The sequence below is a fragment of the Paenibacillus glucanolyticus genome, assembly GCF_037333485.1.
In the GTDB taxonomy this organism is placed as follows: Bacteria; Bacillota; Bacilli; order Paenibacillales; family Paenibacillaceae; genus Paenibacillus_AQ; species Paenibacillus_AQ glucanolyticus.
The window spans coordinates 4,489,540-4,502,090 of record NZ_CP147845.1 but is presented as its reverse complement, the minus strand read 5'-3'; the positions used below and the strand labels follow the sequence as shown (position 1 = coordinate 4,502,090).

Genomic DNA, 12,551 nt, shown 5'->3' with positions numbered 1-12,551 from the left:
TATATAGCCATTAACCCTTTAATGCGCCTGCCGTGATGCCTCGAACAAGAGGCTTCAGCCCAAGTGCCAGCAGCAGCAGGGAAGGAAGCAGAAGCAGCAGAACACCGGATAGAATCAGATTCCACGAATTCATCTCCTCAAACTGCAGCATGCCGATCCCGATCTGGACGGTGCGCATCTCGACACGGTTTGTTGTCAAGAGCGGCCATAGGTACATGTTCCAATTGTTCAAGAACGAGTACACGCCCAGTGTGGCGATTCCGGGAATCGATAACGGCAGCACCATTTTCAGAAATATCCGGACATGTCCGCAGCCGTCCACCCGAGCCGCTTCAAACAGTTCCTTCGGCAGCTGCAAAAAGGTTTGTCTCAGCAGGAAGGTACCGAAGGCAGTAGCCAGAAACGGCACGATCAGCCCTTGATAGGTGTCCAGCCAATTCAAGCTTTTGACCGTTAAATAGTTCGGAATCATGATCACTTCCCAAGGAATCATCATGGTGGCGAGAAAGAGGCTGAACAGCAGGGTCTTTCCCGGGAACCGGAGAAAGGCAAAGGCGTAAGCTGCCAGGCTTGCTGTCACAATCTGCCCCAGCATAATCGCAATGGAGACGATCAGGCTGTTTCCGATGAAGGTCAGCACGGGAATCGTATCAATCACCTTGGCGAAGTTCGACAGATTGATGGCCCCGGGAAGCAGAGGCGGCGGATAAACGGCCGATTCGGCCTCACTCATAAGCGATGTTGACAAGGTGTACAGCAGCGGAAAAGCAACAGCCAGCGAACCTAGAAGAAGGGCGATGTAAACGAAGCTTTTGGGCATGAGACGCATGTTCATTGATAATGCACCTTCTTCTCCACGAATTTGAATTGAAAGACGGTTAACAGCAGGATAATGGCAAACAGGATCAGTGCCTGCGCACTGCCGATGCCAAATCGGAAATTGACAAACGCATCCTGATAGATGTTAAACACCATGACGTTGGTGCTGTTCATCGGACCGCCCTTCGTAAGGATGTTAATCTGTCCGAACGCTTGAAAGGCGCCGATGACCGACACAACGGATGTAAAAAATAAAGTAGGGGAAATCAGCGGCATCGTAATCCGGAAGAACGTCCGAAACGGACCGGAGCCGTCTATTTTTGTGCTGTCATATATATCCTCGGATACGCCCTGCATTCCGCTCAGCATCAGGATGTAGTTGAAACCCAGGTTCATCCAGACTGTCATCAGCGCGATGGAGATCATGGCCCATTTCGGATCGGTCAGCCACTGGATCGGCTGAGTTCCGACTAGCGACAGGAAGTAATTCAGCACGCCCAGGGTTGGATGGTAGAGAATCATCCAGATCATGGAGCCGGTACCAACGGATACGGCCATGGGCAGCGAGAAGATGAAGCGGAATACCTTCATGCCTTTCAGTTTGTTATGCGTCAGAGCTGCCAGCAGAACAGCAGCCGCAATGCCGGTTGGGACCGTCAGCAGTATAAACAGCAGTGTGTTGCCAAAGCTTTTATAGAACATCTCGGAGGTTAATATCTCCCTGAAATTGTCCATCCCGACGAATTCAGCCACCCGGCCCTGCGGATCGGTCAGGAAGAGGCTGAGATAAACCGATTTGAGCAGCGGGTAGAATAGAAACAGACCGAAGATGAGCAGCGAAGGGGTTAAACAGGCATAGGCAAGCATGATTTCCTTGCGCTTGGTTTTCTTGATTGAGACGGGTTTTGTCTCATTTGAAGCCTGTGCCTCGCTGACGGATGGTGTTAGAGAGTGCCCCGGAGAAGGGAGCGTAAATTCTTTTTCCATAATCATGTTTACCTCACTTTCCAGCTTGGCCTTACAGGTATTGAGTATAGGAGTCAGATGTAAAATCCAGTGTGGGATTTTGTAAGATTACCGTAATTTATTACTTTATAATCTAAGAATGGAAGAAGATTTGACCGGAAGGGATGCAAGAATATCCCTCCTTCAAAAAGCTTGCAGCTCAGAAGCAGATGTGATATCTTATATCTGTAACCGGTTACACATGGGTGAGGTGATTTTAGGATGACAACGATAAAAGATGTGGCCAAGCAGGCAGGAGTATCTGTAGCGACAGTTTCGCGGGTTTTAAATGGAAACGGTTACGTGCACGAGGACACCAGGTCCAAGGTGGAGCAGAGCATTCGAGAATTGAATTACACGCCGAATGAAGTGGCGCGTTCTTTATATAAAAGAAAATCCAAATTGATCGGCTTGCTTCTTCCGGACATCATGAACCCTTATTTTCCGCAGCTTGCCCGCGGGGTTGAGGATGAGATGCAGGAGAACGATTACCGGTTGATTTTTGGAAATAGCGATGAGAAGAAGCAGAAGGAAATGGAATACATCCAGACCTTCGTTCAGAACAATGTAGTTGGCGTCATTTCGTCAACGAATGATCCGGAGGCCGATATGTACACCGGTCTGAACATTCCCGTTGTTTTTCTGGACCGAACCTCGAACGATAGGCCTTCTGTATTCGCAGATGGCCGCGAGGGCGGCAGAATTGCCGCACAGGAGATGATGCTCCGGGGCAGTAAGGAAATTACGGTTATGCAAGGTCCGGCGGATGTGCGGCCGGCGCTGGAGCGTTTTGAAGGAGCCGTCGAGGTTCTGGAAGACCGGGGGGCAGCATATCAAGTGCTGAAGACGACATCCTTTTCCCTAACCGACGCAGAAGGGTTTGCTTATGAATTGTTTCGCCAATATCCGGACACTGATGGCGTGATTGCAAGTAACGACATTGTTGCATCAGCGGTGCTGAAGGAAGCGCATCGGCTGGAGAAAAGGGTGCCGGAAGACGTACAAATCATCGGATTTGATGATATTTTACTTAGCAGCCTGCTCGCTCCCTCGTTATCAACCATACATCAGCCCGCGTATGAAATGGGCAGGGCAGCGGCAAGATTACTTATTGAACTTATCGAAGGGCAGCATATTGAGAGAAGCAGCATTGAATTCCCGGTAGAATTTATGGAGCGGCAGACAACGAGAAAGGTGGAATCATAATGGCAAAAATCGTGGTGATTGGAAGCGCGTCGATGGATCTGGTAGTAACCGCCGCCAAGCGTCCCGGCGCGGGGGAAACGGTGCTTGGCGACAGCTTCAAGACGGTACCTGGAGGGAAGGGAGCCAATCAGGCTGTTGCTTGTGCAAGGCTTGGCGCAGAGGTGACGATGGTCGGCTGCGTGGGCGACGATTCCTTCGGTAAAACGATTTTGAACAATTTGCAATCGAATGGTGTTGTTACGGACTATGTGGAACCGGTTACAGGTATAGAGAGCGGAACCGCGCACATCATTTTGGCGGAGGGTGACAACAGCATTGTGGTTGTGAAAGCAGCCAACGACCGGATTACCCCGGCCTACGTAGGTCAGGCAGCAGCTGTGATCAAGGCTTCGGATATCGTGCTGATTCAACAGGAAATTCCGGAAGAAACGGTGGTGCACGTCAGTGAAATATGCTCGAAATACCATGTGCCGTTGATGCTGAATCCGGCTCCTGCTCGCCCGGTACCGAGCCGCGTTATCGAACAGGCAGCTTATATTACGCCGAATGAACACGAGGCCGCCATCCTTTTTGGAGATGAGCCATTAAGCGACGTGCTGCGCCGATACCCGAACAAGCTGATCGTGACGGAAGGCAAGAACGGAGTGCGTTATTTTGACGGAAGCCAAGAGGTGGTTGTGCCGGGCTACCAGGTTGAAGCGGTGGACACAACGGGAGCGGGCGACACGTTTAACGGTGCCTTCGCCGTGGCTCTCGCAGAGGGCATGAGCATTACGGACAGCTTAAGATTTGCGAACCGTGCCGCATCTTTATCCGTTATGAGGTTCGGAGCACAAGGCGGGATGCCGACACGCGACGAAGTGGAAGGGAGCCTCTGATTATGAAGAAGAGCGGAATGCTGAACAGTCATATCGCAAAAGTGCTGGCTGATTTGGGGCACACCGACACCATCGTTGTTGGCGATGTTGGCCTTCCGATTCCTCCCGGAGTTCTCAAGATTGATCTGGCATTAAAGTTAGGCACGCCAAGCTTCATGGAAGTGGTGGAGGCGATTGCCGAAGATATGGTGATCGAGAAAATCGTCATTGCCGAAGAAATGAAGCTTGATAATAAGGAAACACTGCATGATATACAGGACCTTTTTCAAGGCAACGAGATCGAGGCTTGCCCGCACGAGTTGTTTAAAGAGAGGACTCGAACCGCAAAGGCGGTCATCCGTACAGGAGAAGCGAGACCGTACGCGAATTGCATTTTACAGGCTGGCGTTCATTTCGGTTAAAAAAAGGAGGAAGCACCATGAACATTGAGATGACGAATATTCATAAATCGTTTGGCACGAATCGGGTGCTTGCAGGCGTGGACTTTGATCTCCGGGAAGGAGAGGTCCATGCCCTGATGGGAGAGAATGGCGCAGGCAAATCGACGCTGATGAATATCTTGACCGGTCTTCACGGCAGGGATGAAGGCAAGATTGTCGTCGACGGTCAGGAGACCTATTTTGCCAACCCGAAGGAAGCGGAGGAGCGAGGTGTAGCCTTCATTCATCAGGAGCTTAACATTTGGCCGGAGATGACGGTGCTGGATAACTTGTTTATCGGCAAAGAGTTGACGTCGGGTATCGGATTCCTGAACATGAAACAAATGAAGGCGCTTGCGAAGGAACAGTTCCGCAAACTGGCGGTTACGATTCCGTTGACACAGGAGGCGGGATTGTGCTCCGTCGGCCAGCAGCAGATGATTGAGATTGCGAAAGCACTTATGACCCAAGCGAAAGTGATCATTATGGACGAACCGACGGCAGCGCTGACCGAAAGGGAAATCGAGAAGCTGTTTGACGTCATCCGCTCTTTGAAAAAAGAAGGCGTATCCATCGTCTACATTTCGCACCGAATGGAAGAGATCTTTACGATCTGCGACCGGATTACGGTCATGCGGGACGGTAAATCGGTGGACACCCAGGCGATACCGGACACGAGTTTTGATGAAGTTGTCAAGAAAATGGTCGGCCGGGAGCTGACCGAGCGTTATCCGGCGCGGCAGCCGTCTCCGGGAGAGACCGTTCTCGAAGTGAAGAATACTAGCGGAAAAGGCCGGTTCGAGAATGTAAGCTTCTCGGTTCGCGCTGGTGAAATCGTAGGTGTATCCGGTTTGATGGGAGCGGGACGTACCGAGATGATGAGAGCGATTTTTGGACTGGACCCGCTCGACAGCGGCGAGGTTTGGGTACGAGGCAAGAAGGTCTCCATCAGGAAGCCGGATGATGCCGTCAAACACGGCATTGGATTTATAACGGAGGACCGCAAGGATGAAGGGTTGGTTCTGGATTTCTCGGTTCGCGAGAATATGGCACTGCCCAATCTGTTCAGCTTCTCTTCGAGAGGGTTCATCTCCGGGAAGAAGGAGCAGGATTTCGTAGATACGTTGACAAAGCGGCTGCAGATCAAGACACACAGCTCGGAAACGCAGGCACGCAATCTTTCGGGCGGTAATCAACAGAAGGTTGTTATCGCGAAGTGGATTGGCATCGGGCCGAGCGTACTCATCCTGGATGAGCCGACACGCGGCGTGGACGTCGGCGCGAAGCGGGAAATTTACCAGCTGATGAATGAGCTGACCGAGCGCGGCGTCGCGATTCTGATGGTCTCTTCGGAGCTGCCGGAAGTGCTCGGGATGAGTGACCGGATACTCGTTGTCCATGAGGGCAGGATATCCGGTGAACTGGACCACGAACAGGCAACGCAGGAACAAATCATGACTCTAGCTACAGGAGGACAGTAATATGACAACTATCAACGATGCCAAGGCGGAAAAAGGATTTAAGGTCTCAGGTTTGACGCAAAAGCTCGGTCCTCTGCTCGGACTAATCATTCTCATCGTCATTGTATCCGTCCTGAATCCAAGCTTCTTGGAACCGCTTAACATTCTGAACCTGCTGCGTCAGGTATCGATTAATGCATTGATTGCATTCGGCATGACGTTTGTTATTCTGACCGGGGGCATTGACCTGTCGGTCGGATCGATTCTGGCACTGTCCAGTGCGTTTGTTGCCAATATGATGCTGGCCGGGTTTGACCCGATTCTTGCGATCATTATCGGCGTTGCACTCGGCGGAGTGATGGGGATGATCAATGGTCTCATGATCACCAAGGGCAAGATGGCGCCGTTTATCGCCACCTTGGCCACGATGACCATATTCAGAGGACTTACACTTGTCTATACAAACGGCAACCCGATCACGGGCCTGGGTGACAGCCTCGCATTCCAGCTGTTTGGACGCGGATATCTGTTTGGCATTCCGGTGCCGGCCATTACCATGATCATTACCTTTGCCGTGTTGTGGGTCATCCTTCATAAAACGTCCTTTGGCCGCAAAACTTATGCCATTGGCGGTAACGAAAAAGCTTCGCTTGTATCCGGCATTAAAGTGCCGCGCGTGAAGATTATGATCTATTCCCTGGCAGGGATGCTGTCCGCCCTGGCCGGTGCGATTCTCACATCCCGTTTGAATTCCGCACAACCGACGGCGGGCACTTCCTATGAATTGGATGCAATTGCTGCCGTAGTTCTCGGCGGAACCAGTCTGACCGGCGGACGGGGCCGAATTGTCGGGACGCTGATCGGTGTGCTGATTATCGGCATACTGAATAACGGACTCAACCTGCTCGGCGTGAATTCCTTCTATCAGATGGTTGTCAAAGGCGTTGTCATAGCGATTGCCGTACTGCTCGACCGTAGAAAATCGGCTTAAGGGGGAGAATGAACGATGAAAAAAACAACTTTGCTGCTGGTATCACTTATGCTGATCTTCATAACCGGGTGTTCCCTGGAGCCGCCGGAATGGGCGAAGCCCAAAACCAGCGGAGATGTCAAAGATATCAAGATCGGTCTTTCCATCTCCACGCTGAACAATCCGTTCTTTGTATCCTTGAAGGATGGCGTTGTCGCTGAAGCGGCCAAACAAGGGATGCAGGTTGTTGTCGTTGATGCACAGAACGACTCGGCCAAGCAGAGCAATGACGTTGACGATCTGATTCAACAAGGTGTTCATGCATTACTAATTAATCCGACGGATTCCTCTGCGATTTCAACAGTAGTTCAAACCGCGAATAGCTTGGACATACCGGTTATTACGCTGGATCGTTCGGCGGATCAAGGCGAGGTCGCTGCGCTGGTTGCCTCCGATAATGTGAAGGGCGGCCAGATGGCAGCCGAATATATCGTGGAGCAGCTCGGCAAAGATACGAAGGTGATCGAGCTTGAAGGCGTACCGGGCGCTTCTGCGACCCGCGAGCGCGGAAAGGGATTCCATGATATCGCCGATGAGCAGCTGAGTGTGGTGGCGAAGCAGGCGGCGGATTTTGACCGGACGAAGGGGCTTACCGTAACGGAAAACCTGCTGCAGGGCAACCCGGACGCCAAAGCGATTTTTGCCCACAACGACGAGATGGCGCTTGGCGCGATTGAAGCCATTCAAAGTTCGGGCAAAGACATCATGGTCATCGGCTTTGACGGGAATGACGATGCCTTGAAATCCATCGAGGCCGGCAAGCTGACAGCAACAGTAGCGCAGCAGCCCGAGTTAATCGGCCAACTGGCTGTCGGCGCGGCCAGGGATGTGCTGCAGGGCAAAGAGGTCGAAGAGAATATTGCCGCACCGCTAAAATTAGTGGTTAAGGAATAATCTGGAGTTGTGAGAAGCGTTACCCTGGTGAAATGGGCAGGGTAACGCTTTTTAGCAAGAAGAGAAATAATATCATCCACAGCGAAGTAACTCACAGCCTTGAGATCGCCGCGGTAATACAATATCGTAAAAGAGAACCGTTATTTCACGGAATATATTATAATGACAATGATGCAAGAACAGCTGAGAGATGTTAAAAAGGAGCCGGATATCTATGACTATGGGGAAAACCAAACAAGCAATTGTAATTGTAGGCTATGGGGGAATGGGAAGTTACCATGCCAAGCTGATCAAGGACAATGAATATCTCGAGGTTACGGGAACCTATGATATTTTGGAAGATCGGCGGAAGGTGTCTTCTGAGGACGGATACCCTGCCTATGTCAGCTACGAGCAAGTGCTTCAGGATGCTGCAGTGGACGTAATTCTGATTGCAACGCCGAATGACGTGCACAAGGAACTTGCGCTTCAGGCCTTTACCGCCGGCAAACATGTCATCTGCGAGAAGCCGGTAACGCTTTCTGTAAGCGACTTTAAAGAGATGGTGTCCGCTGCCGATGCTGCCCGGCGGGTGCTGATGGTTCACCAGAACCGCCGCTGGGACGAGGATTTCTTGACGATTAAACAGATGTACAATGAGAAAACGATCGGCGATTTGTTCCGGATTGAATCGAGGGTGCACGGAGCGAACGGCATCCCGGGGGACTGGCGCCATCTTGAACAGTACGGCGGCGGCATGCTGCTGGACTGGGGCGTGCATCTGCTGGACCAGATCCTGTTTATGGTGGACAGCAAGATCGTCAGCCTGAGCAGCCGATTGAGTTTTATTCTGGGTGATGAGGTGGACGACGGCTTTGAATCGGTACTGCAATTCGAGAACGGGGTCTCGGCTCTGATTGAAGTGGGAACAACAAATTTCATTACACTGCCCCGCTGGTATGTCAAAGGCACGGAAGGGACAGGCATTATTGAGGACTGGTCGTTAAACGGCAGAGTTGTTACCCGCAACCAGGATGCCGTAATAGTAGAGCCGAAGCCGATTCAGGCCGGAGTGGGATTGACCAAAACGATGGCGCCTCCTTCCGAAGAAGCTACCATTACAGGAGCCCTGCCTGAGCCGTATCGTCAATCCAGCAGCTTTTTCGATAACTTTGCGGCCGTTATCCGGGGCGAGGCAGAACCCATCGTGAAGAACGAGGAAGTGCTGCGCGTCCTGAATCTGATCGAAGCGGTGTTCGAATCGGCCAGAACGGGCGATACCCTGAAGGATTTTGACATATACCCTGCGTAACTCGCACGGATTGAGCATTCATTGAATATTGCAAAAAAAGTACCGCGGCCAAGCAGATTGTGCTTGAAGCCGGGGTACTTTTTCTTTTTCCGTCACTGGGCTTACAAGCTGCCCTGATGGCTGTGCAAGCTATCGTTATTTTACATGATCCACTTGCACGCGCTGCCCGGCCAGCAGCTCCCTTCGATAGTCGCTCGGCGCCCAGCCCGTATCCTGCTTGAATAGCTTCGAGAAATAGGAATAGTTGGCATACCCCACCTTGGCCGCAATCTGATATACAGATAACGAGGTTGCCTCCAGCAGATGTTTGGCCGCCTTAATGCGGGCTTGAATGATATAGGTGCCCAAAGAGATCCCCGTCTCTTTTTTGAACAGGCGGGCTAAATAATCCGGGTTAAGATAGACAATCTCCGCCAGGCTCATTCGTGTCAGCTCGTCACCGTAATGGGATTGAATATAGTGCTTGATTTCCTCCACAACGGTTTGGGAATGGTCGGCAAAGGAATGATATTCTGCTGCCGTGCTGACCAGATATTCCATATATTTCTCCATATCTTCAATCGAGTTCAGCGATTGCATGAATAATTGATCATTGGTTTTACCCGTATAGAGCTTGTGTGCCTGAATCTCTTTGTTCTTCAGATAGGCGTACACGAGCTGCACGATGTCCAGGCGGAACAAACGCAGCACGGAGGCGTTATAGACGCCATTCTTGGCCAGGTTCTGCAAGTAATTGCGGGTCTCTCCCAAAAAAGTTCCCGGGTTGTTCTGGTTCAGCAGCTCTTCCCAGTCTTGAAGAGGGGGAGGCGCATAAACGGCTTCCTGCAGCGGATACTGCTCCAGGAAAAAGATCTGATTCCGCTTTTTGATCATATCCTCGTTCATTTGGAGCAGGTCCCGTATGGACTTGTTGATCGCTTCCAGAGCCACCGAGGTCGATACGTTGCAGCAAGCATCGCTTCTGAGAAATTGATTGGCTTTTTCAATGAACGACAAGCAGATGCATTCGATTACCCGGGTATCGGGGGCCCGATTCCATTTCAGCATGACCACCCAATTGTAATCCTTATATTCCATAACCGTTTCGACGGAAATAAGAGGGTCCAGGAACAATTCGGACAACACGTTGAGGAACGCATAGTCAAACAGATCCTTGTCTTCCTTGCCCAGACTTTTGTCATACGGAAAGATGGTGATGAGCACGGGCAGAAACAGATCCGACAACTGGTAGGACAGGTTTTGTTCCGCGATATAACCTGCGATGGCCGCCCGGTCCGACGAAGCCTTCTTCTCCCGGATCAGCCTGCGCCAGAAATGGTCCTGCAGTTTCTTTTGATTTTTCTTCCAGAGTTGCCCATCCTGGATTGCTTCCTGATAACTTTGCTGTTCCTTGGCTTTGTAGGCCGCTTTAGAGATGATGAGGCTTAATTTATCGAATTCAATCGGCTTCAGGAAATAATCAAAGCTTTGCAGCTCAATGGCTTTCTGGGCATAGTTGAAATCGGCGTAATTGGTCAGGAATATCGTTTGGATGCTGTACTGCTCCTCCCGTATCCAGGCGAGAAGCTCAAGCCCGCTCCCTTGCGGCATTTCGATATCACAGACAAGAATTTGAATGGAATGCTTCTGTAAAATGTCACGTGCTTGTGCAACACTGTAAGCAGTATGGACCTGCTCAATGGAGAGTGCACGCCAATCAATCTTCTTCTCCAGCGCAGCCACGACAAAATAATCGTCATCCACTAACAATACATTCATTGAATTTCCCTCCTTATATCCTGCATGGCCTGTGGAAGCGTCAAACTGACGCAGGCACCGCCGCCTGCCGGATTCGAAAACTCAACTTGAGCCCGATGGTGATAGAGCAGCTCCAGCCGCTGCATGGTATTCATGATCCCGATGTGTTTTCCTTCGCTTTGATCCAGTGGCTTGCCGTTAGCGAGCTTATCTAATACCTCCACAGGAAACCCGGGTCCCGTATCGGATATCTGGATGACTGTATAAAACTTCTCTCCTTCTGTCACCAAGGCGACGGACAGCCGTATTTGCAGCTCCTGGTCTCTGGATACCGCGTATTTCACCGCGTTTTCGATGAAAGTCTGAAGTACCAAGGGAGGAATGGTTAGGCCGGCAAGATCATCCTTATATTCGATGCGGTAAGAAAAAGCATCCCGATAACGGTGCTTCTGGATCTCCAAATAGATTCGGACGTGCTCAATTTCGTCTTCCAGCCGTACGACATGATCCACGCTTTGAAAGATGTAACGGAAATACTTGGATGTGGACAGCGACATATATTCGATTTCCTTAAACATGTGCATTTGCGCCATGCTGTAGATGTTTGTCAAGCAGTTCAGGAAAAAATGAGGGTTGATCTGCAGCTTCATATAATCCAGCTGAATTCTTTGCTTCTCGAGCTCCTGTTCGTAAATATCGATTTTGAACTTCTTGATCTGTTCGATCAGATGTTTGAACTGGGAATTCACCTGCTCAAGCTCTATAATTTCGCTGCTCATAAAATCCAGATTCTCGCTATCCTCGTGAATGCGCCTCACATTCTCCGAGAAATTCTGAATCGGCTTCAACACCTTTTTCTTGAAATACAGCATGACAACACTGAGCGTACACGTGAGCACCACGAACAGAAGCATAATGAGCAGCTGGGCTATCATAATGGTCTCGAATACGCCGAATTGGATGACCAGCTGCACGTTGAAGGAAGCATTCGAGAACCCTTCGGTAACCGTTGAGCGCGGCTTCGAGAAGCTAAGCAGGGAAGCCTTGGTGCCTTCGAGATTCAGACTATCGGCTTCACGGGCACCCGGGCTGGAGAGGGACCCACCTTGAAGATCCACCAGGGAGACAGAACCCTCCTCACCCAGATTCAGCTGCTGCAGCGGACGGATCAAATCATCCGCGGAGATGAGACAGATCAGATAGCGATTATGATAAGGCACGATGTTGATTACGTAGAACTTGTCTTGAACCTGAATCGGGTTCCAGTTCGAGTAGAAGGTTTCGTATACGTTTTTGGAATCGGTGAGTGTTACGATCTGCTCCTTTAAGTCCCGGAACTCTGCATACGACAGCGACATAGGCGCATAGTTCTGGAAGAAATCCTGATCCTTTAGATAGAAGAAAAAGTTGTATTCTTGACCATAGTTTTTCTGAAGCTCGTTAAAGCGCTTATGCATTCGTTCGTTTGACTTAATATAATCTACATAGTCGGTGCCCGGGGTGTCCATCATCTTGACGCTTTCATCATTCGCGAGTGTCCACCCCATATAGTGGTTGATGTACGAGAAGTCATGATTGATCTGCCTTATATACAGATTCGCTGTATCCTGAAGATACCTTGTGGATTGCTGCTTCACGATGAAGATGGACGCGAAACTGATCACCAGATCCACTACAAGGGCAAAAATCGAGATGAAGAGCATGATTTTGACGTAGTGACGGATGGGATAAGGCTTATTATTCAGTGCTTTAACCATAGGGATGTCCGGGGTTCCTTTCCAATCTCCTTTTTATGAAAGCGTTTTATTGATG

The 12,551-nt window shown here is 50.4% G+C and carries 11 protein-coding genes; 7 read left to right on the top strand and 4 right to left on the bottom strand.

From position 1 onward, the window contains the following. Positions 1-10 precede the first annotated feature (10 nt). Both WDY75_RS21165 and WDY75_RS21160 read right to left on the bottom strand, forming a co-directional pair. Positions 11-835 (bottom strand): carbohydrate ABC transporter permease, encoded by an 825-nt coding sequence (locus WDY75_RS21165; RefSeq protein WP_063479057.1) that lies wholly within the window; start codon positions 833-835, stop codon positions 11-13. Continuing rightward, positions 832-1,812 (bottom strand): carbohydrate ABC transporter permease, encoded by a 981-nt coding sequence (locus WDY75_RS21160; RefSeq protein ID WP_063479058.1) that lies wholly within the window; start codon positions 1,810-1,812, stop codon positions 832-834. The genes WDY75_RS21165 and WDY75_RS21160 overlap by 4 nt, the downstream gene beginning before the upstream one ends. A 234-nt stretch (positions 1,813-2,046) precedes the next feature. Between WDY75_RS21160 and WDY75_RS21155 the strand changes: the two genes are divergently transcribed. The 7 genes from WDY75_RS21155 (at position 2,047) to WDY75_RS21125 (ending at position 9,002) form a co-directional block, all read left to right on the top strand. Then, positions 2,047-3,030: a LacI family DNA-binding transcriptional regulator gene (locus WDY75_RS21155; RefSeq protein WP_063479059.1), complete on the top strand. Its 984-nt coding sequence runs from the start codon at positions 2,047-2,049 to the stop codon at positions 3,028-3,030. After that, entirely contained in the window at positions 3,030-3,908 is an 879-nt protein-coding gene (rbsK, locus tag WDY75_RS21150; protein ID WP_063479060.1) for a ribokinase, read from the top strand. The genes WDY75_RS21155 and rbsK overlap by 1 nt, the downstream gene beginning before the upstream one ends. A 2-nt stretch (positions 3,909-3,910) precedes the next feature. Beyond that, on the top strand, positions 3,911-4,309 hold the full coding sequence (gene rbsD, locus WDY75_RS21145; RefSeq protein WP_036636652.1) for a D-ribose pyranase: 399 nt from the start codon (positions 3,911-3,913) through the stop codon (positions 4,307-4,309). A 17-nt stretch (positions 4,310-4,326) separates the two neighbouring features. Further along, positions 4,327-5,808 carry a sugar ABC transporter ATP-binding protein gene (locus WDY75_RS21140; RefSeq protein ID WP_063479061.1) on the top strand — a complete coding sequence of 494 codons (1,482 nt, stop codon included), beginning with the start codon at positions 4,327-4,329 and terminating at the stop codon, positions 5,806-5,808. A 1-nt stretch (position 5,809) separates the two neighbouring features. Next, positions 5,810-6,778 carry a ribose ABC transporter permease RbsC gene (rbsC, locus tag WDY75_RS21135; RefSeq protein ID WP_006209282.1) on the top strand — a complete coding sequence of 323 codons (969 nt, stop codon included), beginning with the start codon at positions 5,810-5,812 and terminating at the stop codon, positions 6,776-6,778. Between the two features lie 15 nt (positions 6,779-6,793). Further along, positions 6,794-7,711: a ribose ABC transporter substrate-binding protein RbsB gene (gene rbsB, locus WDY75_RS21130; protein ID WP_036636654.1), complete on the top strand. Its 918-nt coding sequence runs from the start codon at positions 6,794-6,796 to the stop codon at positions 7,709-7,711. Positions 7,712-7,925: 214 nt separating this feature from the next. Beyond that, complete coding sequence (locus tag WDY75_RS21125) at positions 7,926-9,002, top strand: Gfo/Idh/MocA family protein (protein WP_063479062.1); 1,077 nt, start codon at positions 7,926-7,928, stop codon at positions 9,000-9,002. Positions 9,003-9,137: 135 nt separating this feature from the next. On the opposite strand, the gene WDY75_RS21120 is transcribed toward WDY75_RS21125, so the two are convergent. Together WDY75_RS21120 and WDY75_RS21115 are read right to left on the bottom strand one after the other, a co-directional pair. Then, positions 9,138-10,760 carry a response regulator gene (locus WDY75_RS21120; protein ID WP_006209285.1) on the bottom strand — a complete coding sequence of 541 codons (1,623 nt, stop codon included), beginning with the start codon at positions 10,758-10,760 and terminating at the stop codon, positions 9,138-9,140. Next, positions 10,757-12,496 (bottom strand): sensor histidine kinase, encoded by a 1,740-nt coding sequence (locus WDY75_RS21115; RefSeq protein WP_063479063.1) that lies wholly within the window; start codon positions 12,494-12,496, stop codon positions 10,757-10,759. The genes WDY75_RS21120 and WDY75_RS21115 overlap by 4 nt, the downstream gene beginning before the upstream one ends. Positions 12,497-12,551 lie beyond the last annotated feature (55 nt).